This is a genomic window from Filimonas lacunae, assembly GCF_002355595.1.
Lineage (GTDB): Bacteria > Bacteroidota > Bacteroidia > Chitinophagales > Chitinophagaceae > Filimonas > Filimonas lacunae.
The window spans coordinates 5,096,132-5,115,054 of sequence record NZ_AP017422.1 but is presented as its reverse complement, the minus strand read 5'-3'; the positions used below and the strand labels follow the sequence as shown (position 1 = coordinate 5,115,054).

Sequence of the window (18,923 nt, the reverse complement as noted above, 5' to 3'; positions counted from 1 at the left end):
GGAATGCATTATTTACCATTATGAACGAATTAAAGGGCAGCAATCCAGTTATACAGAATGCAGTATACATACGGAGCTGTGTAATATTAAGCTGCTCCGTAAACATAATAAAAAGCAGGTACAGTATATTGCAGGGCATGATGTTCATAAGAAGGTACAGGCATAAATCTGTTATGAACACATGTTGCTTTATAGACCCAGAGTGATTACTTATCTTTGCATAGAATTTATAGGAACAATCCTTTATCCCTTAACTCTTCAGTATGAAAAAGCTATATCTGGTGCTGGCAGCAGCCATTGCGCCATGGCTGCCGGCAATAAGTCAAACCGAACAGCCAACGCTACAGTCGGTCACCACAAATGGCAGCATCACCACCAATCCCATTAACATTAACAAAGCAGTAATTACTACAGCGGCCAACGCGGTGTCTCCCATACTTACCCTACGACCTGAGTATAACCGGGTAGGGGCAGTAACCATGATTCTTGATGCCACTTATCCCAATGCAGCAGTGGGTACATACTCCGTTTCTCCTACCAATGTTACGGGAACAGGTACTGGGCTGGTAATTTCTCTTACCATCACGGCAGGGGCGCTGGCTGGCAAAGCAACGATTGTAAATGGAGGATCGGGCTATCGTGTTAGTGATGTGGTGAATGTGCCGATAACATTAGTGGGCGGTACTATTGCCGGATCTTTTAATTTATTTATTACAGATGTTTCCGGCGCCAATTTATACGACATTAAAAATGCACCGTTGGCTATTACCCCAGGTGTTAATGAATGGGGATTTGAAAATGCTTATATGCCAGTGTATCAGTTGAAGACGCTTTTTAGAAATGATACACAGGCATCGGAAAACGCGCTATCATTTGGGTATGCCTGGCGGAATTCTCAAAAAGCGTACTGGGCTTTTAAACTGGATACCAATTATATAATGGGTATGGATAGTGGTGTTGTTGATATGCCACTACTTAGTTCATCCAGGGGCACTTTTCAAACTACAGCCAGTGGAGGTATCGGGGCTACAGGCAGTATGGTGAATGTGGGTCAGTTTAATCAATCTTTCGTAGATAATGTTTTCAGGGAGTACGGATATAATGATACAACGGGGAGTTCGTTTGTTTCCCGTCAGAATATTATTCCGGGCACTATTGGTGATGTAACTCTTGTCAATACAGGTTCTAACTATCGTATTGGCAGGTATACGAATGTGCCTGCAACCGGAGGGTCGGGTACTAATCTGTTCCTGGATATTACTGTAGGTCAGGATGGAAAAGTGTTTGGGGTGGTGGTAAGCGCTGAAAAGCCCAATGCAGGAACGGGTTATGTGGATGGCGATTATGTGAGGGCAGATTTGCCGGGAGGCGCTGGTTTTATAGCTTCTGTTACCACTAACAAAGGCAATAACAGTTTTGCAGCACTCTCCAACAGCAGCATTTATAAAAGTAAAACAGCAGACAGCTTTTATACGGTAAGGTCGGTACCAATAATTAACCAGGTAACTGGTGCAACAGGTAATGTATTTGGTTTTTATCATAATCCTAACCTGTTAAACCTGCAAGGAAAGAATATCGCTTTTCACAATGTTACTGGTGATGTATATTTCTCCACTAAATCCGGTAATGTAGGTATAGGTACTACTAATCCTACGCAAAAGCTTTCTGTAAATGGTACCATGCTGGGACAGCGAATAAAGATTACGGAGTTGTCAGCTGACTGGCCCGACTATGTGTTTGCTGCATCTTATAAAAAATGGTCTGTTGAAAAGATTGCTGCCTTTATAAAAATGAATGGTCATTTGCCGGAAGTGCCGGATGCAGCTACAGCAGCCGTTGATGGTGTTGATTTGGGAGATAACACTGCCGTTCTGTTAAAAAAGATAGAGGAATTAACCTTGCTGATGATAGAACAGAACAAATTGATGGCACAGCAGGCTAAACAATTGGCAGTGCTGGAAAAGGAGAAAAATTGATTGTCGTAAAAGCTGTTTACAAAACACAACACCCTTAACAAAACAAGAAATGAAAAGAATTATTATCATAGCCATATCAGGAATAGTATTAGCAGCAGCAGCAGGGCATGCTCAAACTTTGCAAACTGTTACAGATAACGGTGGCAATACTACAACCAACGCCATCACAATTTCGCCATCGGTTACGGCTACTGTTGCCAATACGGTAGCGCCGGCATTAAATCTTAACCCCAATTATAGCAGGGTTGGTCCTGTAAGTGTCATTGCTGATTTTAATAGTGTGGATGGAGTGGCAAAAACATATACTAGTATTTATCCTGCCAGTGTAACGGGTTCGGGCACAGGGCTGATGGTGAGCATCACTGTAGCGTCGGCCAGTCCCAGGATTGCTACTGTAGCTATTGTAAATGCGGGAACCGGCTATAACGTAGGGGATGTACTTTCTATACCGCGGTCTGCGGTAGGTAGTGCCACTGCTGGTTCATACTTGTTGTATGTAGGTAATGTAAATGCTACCGCTTCTTTTAGCGTAAACAATGCGCCTTTTATAATTAATGGTTATTCGCAAGGGCATTCTTACCAGGGCGCATTTACTCCTATGATGAATTTTAGCGCTACTTTCAAAAATGGCTCTCCGGCGGTTTCGCATCCGGCAGCCTTTGGTTATTACTTCAAAACCAGTCAGAATCCTTTTTGGTCGTTCCTGTTCAATGGTACCTATGCTTTAGGGATAAGTGGAACAACAGGGGTAGATATTCCTTTGCTAAATGCAACCAGGGCTAATATCGATTTTATTAATACCGGGTATATTAACAATTCCAATGGGTATATGATCATCAGCGGAACTACCAATAGCTCTTACCTGGATAATTCTGTTAAGTTTTATGGCAATACGGCTGTTACTGGTAGTTCATTTGCGGCTAATTCAACCATTGTTTCCGGAGCTGTTACTACGCTCAATATTACTAATGCGGGTAGTGGTTATGCTCCGGGCACTTATTCTAACTTAAAGGCAACAGGTGGCTCTGGCTCGGGATTGTACATTACGGTAATAGTAGGTTCTGCCGGTACGGTTACTAATGCAGTTGTTGCCAACGGTATCTCCTATGCAGGTCAGAATTATGCTCAGAATGAAACTGTATCTGCTCCTTTATCCGGTGGTACCGGGTTTGCAGCAACTATAAATCTGCGAACCAATCATAATTTTTCTGCGTTGGTTAACGTATCCACTTTTAAAACTAAAACGGCAGATACTTTCTTTACCGTTAAGTCTATCCCTAACATCAGTCAGGAAACGGGCGCTACAGGCAATGTGTATGGCTTTTTCCACGACCCGAGAATTACCAGCTTACTAGGTAAGAATATTGCTTTTCAGAATATAACCGGTGATGTATATATGGGTACCACTTCGGGCAATGTAGGCATAGGAACCAGCAACCCTACACAAAAATTATCCGTAGCCGGCACTATCCTGGCTAAAAGGGTGAAGGCATCGGTGGCAAAAGAAAACTGGCCTGATTATGTGTTTGCCAGTGATTACCAGCTGCCATCATTGGAGCAGGTGGATGCCTATATCAAGCAAAATCAGCATTTGCCGGAAGTGCCTTCGGCCGATGCGGTGAGTAAGCAGGGGTTGGATGTAGGAGATAGCCAGGCATTATTGTTGAAAAAAATTGAAGAGCTTACCCTCTACCTGATAGATCAAAATGAAAAGATTAAAGCACAGGGGGAGCGCATTAAAAAACTGGAAGAAAAGAAAGCTATAGGTGTGGTACGCTAGTGTATATAAGATAAACAAAAATAAGCTGTTGGGGGAATGTATAGCAAATAGTGTTCTTCTCCCATATGTAAAAGCCCGGTACCAAACAGTACCGGGCTTTTGCATATCAACTAAAACGAAAAACATCGCATCTGCTTCCTCGATTTACTATCCCCTTCTTTCTTCACATAATACCCCACCGATATTTCATGCGTACCATTATTATAGCTACGATACCGGTTCAACGTATAATCATAAGCATACCCTATACGCAGCTGTGGCGTAGCATACAGCTCTATCATGCCCACGGCTGCACTACGTTTGGTAAGGTCGCTCTGCAAATTATTTTTGGGATAAATAGTAACAGCGGTACGGTAACTTACACCCACCCATAACATGCGGTTCAGCAGCACAAAACTGTTCAGGTCTATATTAGTAGGGCCGCCGGTATCATCCTTTAACAGGAAGGAGGGTTTTAAGTAAATATCATTCCCCATATCCAGCAATGCGCCTGCGGTAAGATAAATATGCGGTTTGGGCGTAGGTACAGTAAACGTAGAGGGCTTTTTATTATCCAGGTGTTGTGCGGTAATATTATCTACGGAGGCCCCCACAAAAAAGCGGGTATTGCTGTAATAGATACCCGCCCGTGCATCCAGCAGGGTAATAGTTTGCTTGCCGCCATTAACCCCGGGTTCAGCAGTGGTGGTAGTAAGCAGGCTGCCGTCCAGCCCCGGTTGTATAATACCTGCGCCAATGCCCAGTGCCAATGTAGCGTCTTCTTCATTTAACGGAAAACGGTAAGCGTAGTTGCCATACATGCTAAGCATGCTTTGCGCGCCAATTTTATCATAGGCCACCTGCAATGCCAAACCCACACGATTATCGTTCAGGCTGCCGTCTATGGCCATAGACATGGTTTGCGGTGCGCCGGCAACGCCTACCCATTGATTGCGGTAAAAGGCATGGGCGTTCAGTTCTTGCCGGTACCCGGCGTAGGCGGGGTTAATATAAATGCCGTTGAAAATATACTGGCTGAATTGGGCATCCTGCTGTGCAGCAGCGTGCCAGCAGATGCAATATCCTATACATAAACAGATAAAACGTTTCATAACCTCATTGTTGAGCAGATTATTTAGGACGCAACAGCGTAATGTATCCTTTAAACTCCTGCCACTTGCCGCTGTTGTCTTTGATGCGTAACAGGTAGAAATAAGTGCCTTCGTTCAGTCCGTCGCCCTTCCAGTTGTTCTGATATCGTTTCTGTTCAAATACGTGATTGCCCCAGCGGTTAATAATAATCATCTCGTTGTCGGTATAGCTGGCCAGCCCCGAAACAATAAACTGGTCGTTGTTGCCATCGCCATTCGGTGTAATGGTGTTAGGTATCATCAGCCCAAAAATCTCTTTGGTATAAGAAGCCCGGTTATTGTCCTGTACACTGTCGGGGGTAGTAGCGGTAACTGTTGCTATGTTCTCTACCTGTCCTTTGTCTTTGGCGGTAACGGTGTAGGTGAGTCGTGATGACTGATTCACGGTTAACTGCGGAATCTTCCATTCAATAGTGCGGCTACCGGCATCGTAAGTGGCGGTGCCATCATCCGCTGTTAAAGCGCCGCTAAGTGTAAGTGGTGCCGGCAATACATCGGTAACCACAATACCCGAAGCGCTCACCGGGCCGTTGTTGAGTATAGTGATATAATAGTTGTAGGGTTGGTTCATCACTACCGGCTTACTGTCGGCCTGCTTACTCACGGCCAGATCGGTATTGGCTACCGGACCTCTATCGGCTATAATGGCTATACGTATGGGGTCGGAAATGTCCGATCCGCAATCTGTACCATTAAAAGCCTGTATGGTGTATTCTCCGGCCTGGTTGGCCACATAAGTAGTGGTGGTAGCGCCGGTAACAGGTTGACCATTCCAATACCATTGGTATAGTGTAGCATTGGTGGCAGTAGCTGTAAGCGTAACCCATTCACCCTGGTGTATGTATTTGGTATAGACATGCGGGGTTAGCTGTGCTACAGCTTTTGCCGCACATCCATACATACAAAGGAGTAATATAATGGTCTTCTTTAGCATATTGCCTTGCAGCTGCTATAATTACTGGATAGTGATAGTTGGTTTGCCTGGTTTAGGTGTAACAGTTACGGTAGCGGTAGTGGTGCTGCCGTTTAAAGTAGCTGTGCCTTTATAAGTACCACACGCTTTTACAGAATAGGCCGCTGTTAATTCGTAGGTATACTGTGTAGTGGTAGTGGCGCCTGGTGTAGCGGCTTCTACAATGGTGTAATCTTTAGTAGAAGCAACGGTAGTGGCGGCGCTGGTGGCTACGTTAATTTTTTGCCAGGTATAAGTGACCTCAAAATCATTTATGGTAAGGTTTTCCAGTCCTGGTAAAGCATTAGGTGTGCCGTCAAAAGCTACACTACCGGTAAAGGTGATAGCATCAGCAGGGGCAGTAGGGGCGCCGTTTTCCGCACAATACGTATGGGAAGCCGCGTCTGCTTTGTTACTGGAGGCAGTTACTACCAGCTTAGGCAGTACATATACATTGTAGTAAGCGGGCTCTGGCGGACACGCATTGCCTGCCAGCGCTGCGGTAACCCGGTAAGTATGCCAGCCAGGTGTGGCGCTGGTAATTACCAGCGTTTCGTTAGTGGCAGTGCCGCTGGTAACGGGGCCAAAAGTAGCAGCACCGGTTTGTTGTTCTTCCCAGGTGTAGCCGGTGTAAGTGGCATGGGTTACCGGATCGGTAGTGCTCGACTTTAACGTAAAGCCGCTGTTCTCCGCACAGAATAAGGTAGTACCGTCGTTGGTAGAAGTACCCTTGGTAGGGGCGGCGGTTACGTACAAGTCGGCTGGTACTTTTACGGGTTTGGTAACGGTTTGTGCTGTTGCCTGTAAGGCGGTCATCAGCAGTAAGCCTGCCATACTTCTTTTTACGCAGCTTAGTACAAAAGTTTTCATTGTCGTCCTGTTTTTGATATTATTTATTATTGCTGTGATATACATATTGAATGATTATGGATGAGGTAGAATACTTAATGTGGGCATGCCGGGTTTAGGAGTAACTGTTACGTTACCGGTGCCACGGCTGCTGCTGGTGCAGCCGGTGCTTGTGTTGGTAGCTTCTGCATAATAAATGGCGGCAGCAGGTATGCCGGTAGTATAGCTGATGCCGTTGGTAACGGTATTGCTCAATGCGGTGGTGCCCAAAGCTGTGCTGTACCAGGCATATTGTACGCCGGTGGCGGCATTGCTGATAGTAAGCGTAGCTGCCTGATCTATACACACGATAACCGGTGGTATCACAGGCACATCGGGCAGCGATAACACCGTAATGGCTACAGGCGTTTGCGCAGTGCTGTTGGTACAGCCTTGTCGCGATGCCTTTACATAGTACTCGTAGGTGCCGGCAGTGGTAATGGTTGGCGCATAGCTTAACCCACCATTGCTTACCCCCGTAGTAAGCTGGTTGTTGCCGGCATCATACCAGGTATAAATAGCGCAGCTTTCGTTATTGGTTACGCTAAACTGTAAACCAGCGGTCTGGTTTAAGCAAAGCGGTCCGGTTGCGGGTATGCCGTTTACCGTAAGTGTGCTGGTGGCTGGCACATGCCGTATACGGCTGATATCATATATGCGTAAATTGGCTAAGGCGCTGGCTACACCACCCATGGTTATTTCTATCCTGTCGAAAGGCGTATTCACCGCAGCAGTAACAATGTATTTATCAGCGCTGCCGGGTAATAACCGCAACGAAAGAAAGGTAGGATTGTTGGTAATAGCAGGTCCAGCCGTGGTATTGCCCAGGTAAGGTTGTATGGTAAAGCCGGTAAGCAGGCTCAGGTCTAACAGGCCACCACCAGGATTTTGTACTACAATACTCACCGAATCACCCGCCACAGAAGGTGTTTGAAAAATAACGGTTTCAAATACATTACTTAACACCTGCACACCGGTGCTCATTAAAGCGTAAGTGGTATAGGTAGGGTCGTTGTCTACTGCATTCCACGGATTGGTAACACTACCGGTGGCACTGGCCAGGTTGGCCAGCACGTTGCCTTTAACACCGGATAGTACATCTATTCTGTCGTCACACCCAATATTCCCGGTGGCGTCCTGCATAATATAAGCGTGAAACACATTGGTGCTTAATGCCAGCGATACCAATGGTGCATTCAGTTTTACATAAACGCCATTATATATTTCCGCCGGGGTAAAAGTAAGTTCTACTTCTCCCGCTGCGTTTAAAGCATCTACTACCGTAGTGCCGGTATAATATTGTGTTTTGGTGGTGGCATCGTAACCGGCATTATTCCCCAGGCCTATAAACGCTGTTTGTTGTGCAACAGTATGTAAGCCACTAAAGGTGCCTATTTCAATGCTGTTTAACACTCCAAGCAAACTGGTGGGTACGGTAAATTTCACTGTTACGGGGGTACCTGTGGCAATGGATTGCGCTGTAGTACCGTTGGAGGTAAATTGTAAAAACTGGGTAACACTGGCCAAACCCAAAGCGGTTAATGGCATATTGAGGGTGGATGCGGTAGCGGGGTTGTTATCCGTTGCATAGTTGTCGTTGGTAACGCTGCCATATAATACAGGCAATCCTAAAGCGTATAATACCGTTTCATACTTTCCCTGGAAATCGGCATACTTTCTTATCTGCCTGGTACATTGCCCGTGCACTTCTCCAATAATAATAACAGTAAATAACAGGAGTAAAAGCGTGCAGGAAGTCACCCGCCCGAACCTCATAGAGGAAGAGATTGTTTTTTGATTAATATGTGCATACGCCCGTTTTTGTAGCGGTGTGTGCATAGATTAATTGGATTTAGGGTGACAGATTAGTTGTTTAAATATGATTCCAGTATGCAAATGAATAGCACACCTGCTGCATAAACAACGAACCGGAAAAAGGAACAGAAAATGAACAGGAGGGGTGTTGTGAACAGAATGAACGGGAAAGAAGAAAAGATAAAGGAGTTTTGATTGTCAGCAGGTTAACACAAAAAAGGCTGGTGTATACACACCAGCCTTTTCTATACATGGGAGATTATTAAATAGAATCGTAAATCACCACTTTCTCAAAAAACACCCTGTTTTCTTCCAGGAATGCTTTGTGCAGCGGGTGCACCTGGTACACATCGTGACCAGCCATATCTTCAAAAAACAACACCAGTGAAAAAGTATAGGTGGTGTCAACTACAGCACGCTCAATAGTAGAGGGAACGCCTACGTGAAAAGCTTTTACACTTTCTACTTTCTCTAACGATTCCAGTCCTTTGCGAAAATTCGCCTTTTGTTCTTCTGTAGTATCGGCTTTCAGCCAGAATAATACGTGATGTGCTAACATAACCTCGTTTTTATTTGTTCACAAATATAAGTGTAACTCCCTTTTACAGGTGCGTAGTGAAATAATCAGTGATCTTTTGCATCAGGTGCACACGGTCTTTACCATACACATTATGCAAATGGCCGGGATACACAAAGTAATCTACCTGCTTGCCATTGTCTACACAGGCTTTGATAAAGTCAATGCTGTGCTGCCAAACCACCACATCGTCACTGGTGCCGTGTATCAGCATCAGGTTGCCCTGCAGGGCCGGGGTTTTGGTAAGCAGGTTGGCTTCGGCATAACCGGCAGGGTTTTCCTGTGGAGTATCCATGTAGCGTTCGGTATACATTACCTCATACATGCGCCAGTCAATAACAGGGCCACCAGCTACGGCTGCTTTAAACACACCGGGCTGGCGTAACATGATAGAAGTGGTCATAAATCCGCCAAAGCTCCATCCATGTAAGCCCATACGGCTGGCATTTACATAAGGTAATGATTTCAGGTAAGCCACTCCCTGTAACTGGTCGTCTATCTCAACAGTGCCCAGGTGGCGGAAGGTGGCCTGCTCAAATTTCAAGCCTCTGTTGCTGCTGCCGCGGCCATCCATGGTAAATACAATAAAGCCATGCTGTGCCATATACTCATACCACAGGTTGCCGCTGGCAGGGTAGCTGTTATGCAGCAGCTGAATGCCAGGGCCATTATATAAGTATACAATAACAGGATATTGTTTGGTGCTGTCGAAGTTTACCGGCAGTATCATTTTGGCATATAAAGGCGTGCCATCATTAGCCTGTAACTGTATGTTACGTACGGTAGGACGTTGAAAGCCGGCCAACGGATCGGTAGCTGTTAATATATTCTGCTGCCATTTACCGGTAACATCTGTAACCCTGGCCACGTAAGGCGTGGTTCCCGAACTGTAGGTATCTAATATATATTCACCGGTGCTGTTGCTAATGGCATCGTGCCAGCCGGCAGCGGTGGTTAGTTTGCGCACCTGGCCGGTTACGGTACTTACGGCGTAAATATGTTTTTCCATAGCACCTTCCGCACTGGAAGTGTAAATCACTTCTTTACGCTGACTGTTAAAGCCGATGATATCGTTTACCAGCCAGTTGCCTTTGGTAAGCTGGCGTACAATTTCGCCTTTGGTATTGTACAGGTATAAGTGATCAAATCCATCACGCTCGCTCCACCAGATAAACTGATCGTTATTCCAGGGTATAAATTGGAGAGAGTGCATAGGGTGTACATACTTGTCGTTCTTTTCTTCCAGCACGGTACGTAGCAAAGCACCGGTGGTGGCATCGTACTGATTTAACTGCAGGTGGTTTTGTTCCCTGTTTAACAGGGCAATGTACATAGAAGCTTCATCGGGTGACCAGCTTACACAGGTAAGGTATTGATCGGCAGGTTTGCCCGTGGCCATATATACCGTTTTGCTGCTGTGTGCGTCATGTATGGCCAGGGTTACCTGGTGGGAAGAATCGCCGGCCATGGGGTAACGGATATTGTTTACTCTGGCGGGAGTGGCGGTCCAGTCAGGAATAGGGTAATGGGTAACCATGCTTTGGTCCATGCGGTAATAGGCTACCTTGTTTCCTTTGGGTGAAAAGAAAAGGCCGTGGTCGATACCAAACTCATCGCGGTGTACACTCTGGCCATATACAATATCGGCACTGCCATCCGTGGTAAGGCTTACCTGTTGTCCTTCCTGGTGACGCAATACCAGGTTATGATTTACTGTATAAATAAATTGCTGGCTGGTTTTGTCGAAGGTGATATTCTCGGCCTTGTCCTCAAATTTGGTTTGCGGCAGCCATTGGAAGGAGTTGTTTGCCAGAGTGCCTATATAATACACATCGTCTTTGGCAAACCATGCTTTATTCTCCGACAACCAATGAAGCGCCGGTAATGCTTTCAGTGGTGTTTTGGCAAACAGCTGACTGTTCAAGTCGGCCAGTTTTAATAAGGTATCCGCTTTTAGCGAAGGCAGGGTATAACTCACCCAGCATTGTTGCTGATTAACGGTCACCACCCGTGTAAATGCTTTTTTACCGGGAATCCATTCAAACTGTTTTAATTTTTCGGGGGCCAGTTCCTGCCGGAAGCCGTTGGTGGCCTGCGCCATGGTAAACTGGCGGTTTTGTGCAAAAGAGATAGAGGTAAGGCTGCCCAGCAAAGCAACAACCCAAATATGCCGGCTCAAACGCATGGTACAAATTTTAGCCGGGCAAGGTAAGCAAAAGCGGCTAAAACAGGGTTTGCACGCCGTGGGCAATTTTAAACTCGTGGTCCAGCAGCCATTTCTTGCGCCACAAGCCGCCGCCATAGCCTACCAGCGATTTGTTCTGCCCAATCACCCGGTGGCAGGGAACTATAATAGCCAGCTGGTTTTTACCGTTGGTGGTGCTTACGGCCCGTAGGGCTTTAGGATCGCCCAGGCGAATGCTTTGCTCCATATAGCTGATAGTGCGGCCATAGGGAATAGCCAGTAGCTGGGCCCATACCCGCTGCTGAAACTCCGTGCCTTCCTGGTGCACGGGGATGGTGAATTGCCGGCGGGTGCCATTAAAAAACTCAATTAATTCTTCTGTGCATTCGTGCAAAAGGTCTGGTATGCCAGGCTCGTCGTGCACAATATCATCTTCATTGTCTACAAAATGCACTACCGAAATATACTGTTCTGTACCCCCGATCTTTAATAACCCTACCGGACTCTGGTAATAGGTATAATACATGGCGGTTTGGTTAGCCAACAGGTTGCCCGTTGGCTACCGGTGTTGCTGGCTGTAATAAAATTACCTGATTATTTTCATCGTACACACCCAAAACCAGGCATTCGCTGAAAAAGTTAGCAATTTGTTTACGGGGAAAATTCACAACAGCCACAACCTGTTGACCTTTTAGTTGTTCTTTCGTGTAATGATGGGTAATTTGCGCAGAGGATTGTTTTGTACCCAATGGCCCAAAGTCGATGGTGAGTTGATAAGCAGGTTTGCGCGCTTGGGGAAAGTCCTGAACATCTATAACTGTACCGGTGCGTATTTCAATTTTTTCGAAGTCGTCCCATGTAATCATTTGTCCTTTTTTATTAAAAATAATACATATGAAGAGAAATGCAACAGCCGTGTGGAACGGGTCTGGCAAAGAAGGTAACGGAACACTTACCACTCAAAGCACCGTATTAAATGAAACCCAGTATTCTTTCAACTCCCGTTTTGCGGAAGGTGTGGGCACAAACCCCGAAGAGCTGGTAGCAGCGGCCCATGCTGGTTGCTTTACTATGAAATTAAGCTTTGTGTTGAATGAAGCTGGTTTTACGGCTGACACCCTGGAAACAAAAGGTTTCATCACTTTTGAAAATGGTGAAATCACCAATTCACACCTGGTGTTGAAAGCAAAAGTGCCTGGTATCAGCAAAGAGCAGTTTGATGCCGCTACTGCGGATGCTAAAGCAAACTGCCCTATCAGCAAATTGTTGAATACCAACATTACACTGGAAGCAGAGCTGTTATAAGCACAAAAATAAAAGTCAACATACGAAAGGATAGTTGCCTCTCCCTTTTGCATGTTGACTTTTACTTTTACCGGATCAACCGGTACACCTGTTACCTTACACTAAGTAGCTTCTGATAAACCAGGCCCACTTCTCGTGTTTCTCCATCAGGCCGGTAACAAAATCGGCATTGCCTTTATCGTGGTTGTCTTCCAGCGTATCAATGTCGTTCCTTAATAAACGGATAATGGTTTCATGATCGTCCAGCAGAATTTTTAACTGCTTTTTCTGATCATTGGTATATTCTTCTTCCAGCAGGCTGGTTACCTGTAAAAAATCTTTTAAACGCCCCTGTGAGTAATGGCCCAGCATGCGAATGCGTTCTGCCACCTCGTCAAACACCTCGTCCAGCTCGTTATATAACCGCTCGTAAAACTCGTGCATGGCCAGAAAGTTTACACTTTCAATGTTCCAATGGTAGTTTCTGGTTTTAGTGTATAATAAAAACTCGTCTGCCAGAATTCTGCCCAGTATCAGGGAAGAACTCTGTTTTTGTTCTTCTGTTAACCCAATGTTTGCCTTCATAGAAAAAAGTGTTTTGATCTACATAAAGTTATTCATGTATTTGGAACAAACAACAGGCCACAATGTTAATTCATGATCAATGTAACAGAGATGCTAATTCCAACAATTCTTTTTGCTTGTATAAGTTGAGTGGAGCAGAAAAACAGCGGGACAATTCTTCGAGTAATAGCTGGATAATGCTAATGTGGTTATAAGGTTTGAAGTATTCGGGCATGGCAGGAGTGGCCGTTCGCTTAAAATACAGCTCCAGGTCGTTATGGCTGAAAGGCTGACCTGTTTTGCCATCCACATAAAAATGAATTTTATGCTGTGGGTTGCCTTTATAGGTGCAGGCGTCGTAATCGGTATGAAAAAAGGCCAGCACAAACTGCTGGGGTATATGAATGGCTTTTACCGAAATATCTAATTGTTCGGCCAGTATCAGGTAAAGGATACCATTGGAAACGGAGTTGCCTTTTTTGGTGCGCAATACCTGGTGAATAAAGAAATGATCGGGATTGGTATAATCCAGATCGGCCCCTTTTAAACTGTAGTAGTTGTATACAATGCTGGAAATTACATTGGCCTGCTCTAATGGCGTGAGGTAGCTATTCAGCTCCAGCCATACATTGCGGCGTATTTTTTCCATTTCCTGTAACACAGGGGTGGTATGCAAATCGGGATATTGAAATTTGGCTACCAGCAAAGCGCCAAATAAAAGATCGTGGTAAGCGCCATCGCGCCACTCGGTTAAATCTGTTATCAGGTCGGTATAATGCAGGCGGTGTATCAGCATTTCAATGCGGGTCTGCATGTCTTCGCGGGGAGAGTTTTCCCAAAGGTTCTCTAAGTTGGGTATGATGTTCCTGCCGTAGTCAACGATCCGCTGCGATACCGTAGAGAAGACCTCCTCATCGGGATCATCCAGTAAATGAAAAAGTGCTGATATTTCTCTATTTTCCTCCATAAGCCAGGACCCACTTTATAATATACAAACTAAACAATTTTTTTATAATAATGCTAAAATAAGTTATCCAGTATTGTGGAAAAAGCCATTGGTTATCAATCAATGTGCGTATGTTTTTAAAGCCGTGTTTTCTATACACAGACCTCTATTCTATAACGTGCTTTCGTTAATATTGTTCAAATCCTTTACAATGAAAAACCGAGTAACACTCGCATTGGTACTCTGTGTGTTTACCACACTTGTTCAAGCACAATTTTATAAGTCGGTACTCCCTTCGCCCGGCTTCACCAACGCCCTTGAAAAAATCGTTCTTGACTTCAGGCTCGATTACAAAACCATTCAGGGAGAGCAGATTTCCCGGGAGTCGGAAGTGGAAAGTTATCTTTCCGGTGTGGCTTTGCCAGGAGCTAAAGGCTGCACCATCTCTCGTTTTCACTCCAAGCAGGACACTACAGCCAGCTGGCAGGCGGTGATGTATGAAGGAGATAGTTATGCAGACGCCGTGAAGGAGTACAAGAACGTGGTGCGCCTGGTAAAGAAAAGCCAGATGCGCTGGATTGACAGAAGCGTGGTACATTTTGTAGGTGAAATGGAAGAACCCAGTGAAGAAGTAGGTTTTGCAGTAACCATTCTGGGGCTGGACGTGGCCGATAAACGCTATACGCATTTTGTGGCAGAGATTGAATTATCGGGCAGTGAAGCCGAGTGGTCGGTGAGAGTGAACCTGCATAAGAAAAGAGACGACAGGGATATGTAAAATATTACTTACTCAACAGCATGATGGTAATAAGTACACCGGCCAGTAAAATGGCCAGCGGAATTTTATACTTATTCCATAACATCTGTCTCTTTTTTTCCAGTAAACAACTTTGAATATCCTCTTCGGTTTGTGGTAACACAGGCGTGATATTCTTTAACAAAGCACTTATCGGCTGCACATATTCATAAGGCAGCAGGTAAGTGCTTTGTAGTATATTGTTGATAACAGCGCTGTTGGTATGTATCTCGCCCTGCAACTGCAGTATGCGTATGTAATCGTTGCTGAGCAGTTGTTTTATCTGCGCAAACAAAGTATCCTGGTTTAAACGAAAGGGATCCTGGTTGCTGTACTTTTTATATAGCTGAATGCTTTGTTGTAAGATGTCATCGGCCGAGTAGGCAGTGGGAGCGCTTTTTTGCAGTGGATTGTAGTGCTGATAATGCCAGGCATCCCGTTTTTGTTTATCACATAGCACCTCGTAAGCTTCTTTTATCTCCTGGAAACGTAATTGGGCCAAAGGGTTGCCCGCATTTTTATCGGGGTGAAACCGTTGGGCCAATGCACGGTAGGCTTTGCGTATTTCCTGGCTTCCGGCGCTGGGTTTTATCTCTAATATGCGGTAATAATCCTTTGTTGACATATGTTCTGCCACGTTCTGCATGCAGATAATACAAACTTACGCTTTAATTGTTGGGATGTGGTTACCTTTAAGCCTGATGAGGCGGAACATTCGGTTATTATACTTTGTATTACTTTTTAACTGCATAACAACCTGGCCCGCAGCCCACCTGCCGGCACAGCGTTCGGCAGCGCCCGTGCAGTTACATTTGTTCAACACGGCAGGCGGAAAAGCTATTGCTGCCGGCGACAGCTGCATCAATCAATACCACGAAACCTTTACGGTACGCAATTTTCGCTATTATCTTTCCCATATACAACTGGCAGATAGCACCGGCAAATTTTATGAAGCCGGGGAGGCAGAAACCTACCTGGTAGATTTTACCGACAGCAGCTCGCAACACATTACTTTACATCACCAGGGTAAAGCCTGGTTTATCCGTTTTTTACTGGGTGTAGATAGTAGTAAAAATGTATCGGGCGTACACACCGGTGTGTTAGACCCGGCCCGCGGCATGTATTGGACCTGGAACAGCGGTTATGTTATGGCTAAGCTGGAAGGCCGGAGTGAGCAATCTACTGCCCCTGGCAGAAACTTTACCTATCATATAGGGGGCTATAAACCACAACAGCAAACGGCCCGGAGCATTACGCTTGCTTTGTCACCGGCTGTAGCAGCCTCAAAAGATATTACCTTGGTGGCCGATATATTGCAATGGTTTGGTGGTAAAGAAAACATATCCATCGCTACGCATCCCATCTGTCACGAGCCCGGTGCGCTGGCGGTAAGTATTGCCGATAATTATACGCGCATGTTTACAGTACAGGAACCCGTGGAAACCGAGCCATGAAAACGGGTATTGTCATATCAGCTATTGTATTAGGTGTGTGCCTTTGCACTGCCTTTGTAGCCCGCTATGGTCCGCACCCGCATATTACCCGCGTAAACTTTCCACAACCGGCTGGCTGGCCACAGCCTCATTATAATTTCAAGGCTAACCCGTTAAGCCAGGAAGGTATTGCGTTGGGGCGCCGTTTGTTTTACGATGGCAGGCTGAGTAAAGACGGCAATTTTCCCTGTGCCAGCTGTCACCAGCAGTTTGCCGCTTTTACCAACTACGATCATAACCTTAGTCACGGCTTTAACAATACCCTCACCACCCGCAATGCGCCGGGTTTGTTTAACCTGGCGTGGCAACAGGAGTTTATGCAGGATGGAGGTATTAATCATCTTGATCTGCAACCGCTGGCTCCCTTAACGGCGCCCAATGAAATGGCGGAAGACATAGACAGTGTGTTGATGAAACTACGTGCCGACAAGCCATACCGCCGCATGTTCAAAGCTGCTTTTGGAGATACGGCTATCAATACCCAGCGCATGACCAAAGCGCTGAGTCAGTTTATGCTGATGATGGTAAGTGCCGACAGCAAATACGATCAGGTGATGCAGGGGAAGGCGCAGTTTAATTTGCCGGAACGACTGGGGTATGGCATCTTTCAGCAAAAGTGTATTACCTGCCATCCACCACCACTGTTTACCGATTTCAGTTATCGTAACATAGGCATGGAAGATGATCCTTATAACCACGATATGGGCCGCATGAAAATAACCGGTAAGCGGGAAGATTCGCTGAAGTTTCGTGTGCCTTCGCTGCGCAATGTAATGGTAACCGCGCCTTACGGACATGATGGCCGTTTTTTCAGTCTTATTGAAATATTTGAGCATTATCGCAAACGGGTAAAGCAAATGCCCAACACCGATTCGCTGCTGCGTAAAGGCATTCCTTTATCCAACTTTGAAATAGGCCAGTTGACGGCTTTCCTGTATACTTTAACCGACAGCACTTTTATTACTGATAAACGGTTTGATGTGCCGGATAATATGTTGGTGTCGCAGGCTGCCGATGCAGCAGATCATCCCTTACCTGCGAAGAAAAAGCTGTGATAATCATACGCGTATGCACATGGCATAGATTTTGGCTAACATAGGGCAACCGATCAATTCTCTTAAAAAGTAACAAATGAAAAAACACGCTCTGCCTTTCATTGCAGCCGCTGCCTTAGTGTACGCCTGTAATGGCCCGGAAAACCACACCGTTCATGACACCGTTGTTCAGGAAGTTCATGTTATTGATACTTTACCGGATACTACTCCCCAACCTATAGCAGTAGAAACGTTTGATATTACCAATATCCCGGTAAGTACGCAGGATATCGGTATTTTTCCTTTTTTCAAAGCGCCGGAAGGATATAAATACCAGAATGCTGAAACCAGTGATGCGGGTAAACAATACCTCGCTATCAATGGAAAACTGGTGCCTTTTGAAGGAAAGGTGTTTAATGCCAACCTGGATATTGACCAGCTGAAAAACAAAAGCACCTTCAACGCCGCCTTACTGGAAAAAAGTTACAACAAACTGATTGTTGACCTGGGCGGGGTAAAACTCAACAGTGCCCCTGTTACCAACACCGAAATGGAGCGGATTGGTAAAGGAGAGCTGATTGAGAAAAAAGCAGGCTTTGCACTGGATTATAATGGCCGTACCATACACACGTATGTGATCAGGCAGAAGGATGCAGAAGTATGGATTCAGTTTTCTTTACTGGATAAAGAATCGGGCAATATTACCATTCTGCAAAAAGGGGATGCGCAAACCCTGAAAATAGACCTGTTGAAAGCTGATGATATAAAGAAGGAAATTGCCGCCAAAGGCAAGGCCATATTGCATATCAACTTTGATGTAGATAAAGCTACATTGGGTATGGAGGGGCAGGTAGCGGTTACCGAAATTCAGAAATTATTACAGGAAGATGCTTCTCTGAAATTATCTATTGAAGGACATACGGACAATACCGGCAGCGCTACCAAAAACAAAGAGCTGTCACTGGCCCGCGCCAATACCGTGTTAAACACATTGGTGAAAGCAGGCATAGCCAAAGACCGGCTGAAAGCCAAAGGTTTTGGTGCTGAAAAGCCGATGGTGTCTAATGATACCGATGAAGGCAAAGCGCAAAACCGCCGCGTAGAGCTGGTGAAAATATAGCAGGTAAAAACTGGTAAACATGGCGCGTTGTGATACTTCTGCAGAAGTACTACAACGCGCCATATATGTTTTGCAGCATGCCTTGTGCCTATTGCAGCGTCACGGGGGAGTGTTGCCATACGCCAGGTGCATATTCCTTCACGCCACGAATATATTGTTGCCTTGCCGGGGAATATGGCAGCATCCGAAACCGATATTACTATACACTGTGTAACTGTTGCCATGTGGCAAAGGAGTACTGCATGATGGCTGGTAAGTACTACACCTTACCGGGTAGATGTTGCGGCATTACGGGGAAGTATGGCAGCAAGAGAGGGAAGGTGTGCATGGTGGCATGTGATTGTTGCAGGAGGAGGGGAGGAGCTTACAATACGCCGGGTAAG

Annotated in this window: 18 protein-coding genes; 7 read left to right on the top strand and 11 right to left on the bottom strand. The window is 45.5% G+C overall.

Going from position 1 to position 18,923, the window contains the following annotated elements:
- Positions 1-263 precede the first annotated feature (263 nt).
- Both FLA_RS20105 and FLA_RS20100 read left to right on the top strand, forming a co-directional pair.
- Complete coding sequence (locus FLA_RS20105) at positions 264-1,976, top strand: autotransporter outer membrane beta-barrel domain-containing protein (protein ID WP_076379276.1); 1,713 nt, start codon at positions 264-266, stop codon at positions 1,974-1,976.
- 49 nt (positions 1,977-2,025) lie between these two features.
- Positions 2,026-3,756 (top strand): hypothetical protein, encoded by a 1,731-nt coding sequence (locus FLA_RS20100; protein WP_076379275.1) that lies wholly within the window; start codon positions 2,026-2,028, stop codon positions 3,754-3,756.
- A gap of 110 nt (positions 3,757-3,866) precedes the next feature.
- On the opposite strand, the gene FLA_RS20095 is transcribed toward FLA_RS20100, so the two are convergent.
- The 8 genes from FLA_RS20095 to FLA_RS20060 all read right to left on the bottom strand — a co-directional run bounded on the left by FLA_RS20095 (position 3,867) and on the right by FLA_RS20060 (position 12,169).
- Positions 3,867-4,847 carry a PorP/SprF family type IX secretion system membrane protein gene (locus FLA_RS20095; RefSeq protein WP_076379274.1) on the bottom strand — a complete coding sequence of 327 codons (981 nt, stop codon included), beginning with the start codon at positions 4,845-4,847 and terminating at the stop codon, positions 3,867-3,869.
- A 19-nt stretch (positions 4,848-4,866) separates the two neighbouring features.
- On the bottom strand, positions 4,867-5,820 hold the full coding sequence (locus FLA_RS20090; protein WP_076379273.1) for a T9SS type B sorting domain-containing protein: 954 nt from the start codon (positions 5,818-5,820) through the stop codon (positions 4,867-4,869).
- Positions 5,821-5,841: 21 nt separating this feature from the next.
- Entirely contained in the window at positions 5,842-6,708 is an 867-nt protein-coding gene (locus FLA_RS20085) for a hypothetical protein (RefSeq protein ID WP_076379272.1), read from the bottom strand.
- Between the two features lie 54 nt (positions 6,709-6,762).
- A complete protein-coding gene (locus FLA_RS20080) occupies positions 6,763-8,565 on the bottom strand; it encodes an immunoglobulin domain-containing protein (protein WP_144264033.1) in 1,803 nt (600 codons plus the stop codon).
- 238 nt (positions 8,566-8,803) lie between these two features.
- Positions 8,804-9,100: a Dabb family protein gene (locus FLA_RS20075; RefSeq protein WP_076379270.1), complete on the bottom strand. Its 297-nt coding sequence runs from the start codon at positions 9,098-9,100 to the stop codon at positions 8,804-8,806.
- A gap of 43 nt (positions 9,101-9,143) precedes the next feature.
- Positions 9,144-11,303: a S9 family peptidase gene (locus tag FLA_RS20070; RefSeq protein ID WP_076379269.1), complete on the bottom strand. Its 2,160-nt coding sequence runs from the start codon at positions 11,301-11,303 to the stop codon at positions 9,144-9,146.
- A 37-nt stretch (positions 11,304-11,340) separates the two neighbouring features.
- Positions 11,341-11,829 (bottom strand): methylated-DNA--[protein]-cysteine S-methyltransferase, encoded by a 489-nt coding sequence (locus FLA_RS31990; RefSeq protein ID WP_076379363.1) that lies wholly within the window; start codon positions 11,827-11,829, stop codon positions 11,341-11,343.
- 10 nt (positions 11,830-11,839) lie between these two features.
- A complete protein-coding gene (locus tag FLA_RS20060; protein ID WP_076379268.1) occupies positions 11,840-12,169 on the bottom strand; it encodes a tRNA-binding protein in 330 nt (109 codons plus the stop codon).
- A gap of 28 nt (positions 12,170-12,197) precedes the next feature.
- On the opposite strand from FLA_RS20060, the gene FLA_RS20055 reads away from it, so the two are divergent.
- On the top strand, positions 12,198-12,608 hold the full coding sequence (locus FLA_RS20055) for an OsmC family protein (protein ID WP_076379267.1): 411 nt from the start codon (positions 12,198-12,200) through the stop codon (positions 12,606-12,608).
- A 96-nt stretch (positions 12,609-12,704) separates the two neighbouring features.
- On the opposite strand, the gene FLA_RS20050 is transcribed toward FLA_RS20055, so the two are convergent.
- Positions 12,705-13,172: a Dps family protein gene (locus tag FLA_RS20050; protein ID WP_076379266.1), complete on the bottom strand. Its 468-nt coding sequence runs from the start codon at positions 13,170-13,172 to the stop codon at positions 12,705-12,707.
- A gap of 76 nt (positions 13,173-13,248) precedes the next feature.
- Positions 13,249-14,118 (bottom strand): transglutaminase family protein, encoded by an 870-nt coding sequence (locus tag FLA_RS20045; protein ID WP_076379265.1) that lies wholly within the window; start codon positions 14,116-14,118, stop codon positions 13,249-13,251.
- A gap of 190 nt (positions 14,119-14,308) precedes the next feature.
- Between FLA_RS20045 and FLA_RS20040 the strand changes: the two genes are divergently transcribed.
- Positions 14,309-14,875 carry a hypothetical protein gene (locus FLA_RS20040; RefSeq protein WP_076379264.1) on the top strand — a complete coding sequence of 189 codons (567 nt, stop codon included), beginning with the start codon at positions 14,309-14,311 and terminating at the stop codon, positions 14,873-14,875.
- A gap of 4 nt (positions 14,876-14,879) precedes the next feature.
- Here the strand turns inward: FLA_RS20040 and FLA_RS20035 are convergent, their stop codons facing one another.
- A complete protein-coding gene (locus FLA_RS20035; RefSeq protein WP_159445105.1) occupies positions 14,880-15,518 on the bottom strand; it encodes a J domain-containing protein in 639 nt (212 codons plus the stop codon).
- A 76-nt stretch (positions 15,519-15,594) separates the two neighbouring features.
- Between FLA_RS20035 and FLA_RS20030 the strand changes: the two genes are divergently transcribed.
- The 3 genes from FLA_RS20030 to FLA_RS20020 all read left to right on the top strand — a co-directional run bounded on the left by FLA_RS20030 (position 15,595) and on the right by FLA_RS20020 (position 18,540).
- Positions 15,595-16,347: an MbnP family protein gene (locus FLA_RS20030; protein ID WP_144264032.1), complete on the top strand. Its 753-nt coding sequence runs from the start codon at positions 15,595-15,597 to the stop codon at positions 16,345-16,347.
- Positions 16,344-17,441: a cytochrome-c peroxidase gene (locus FLA_RS20025; RefSeq protein WP_076379261.1), complete on the top strand. Its 1,098-nt coding sequence runs from the start codon at positions 16,344-16,346 to the stop codon at positions 17,439-17,441. Before FLA_RS20030 ends, FLA_RS20025 begins: the two co-directional genes overlap by 4 nt.
- 76 nt (positions 17,442-17,517) lie before the next feature.
- Complete coding sequence (locus FLA_RS20020) at positions 17,518-18,540, top strand: OmpA family protein (protein ID WP_076379260.1); 1,023 nt, start codon at positions 17,518-17,520, stop codon at positions 18,538-18,540.
- The last annotated feature ends 383 nt before the right edge of the window (positions 18,541-18,923 follow it).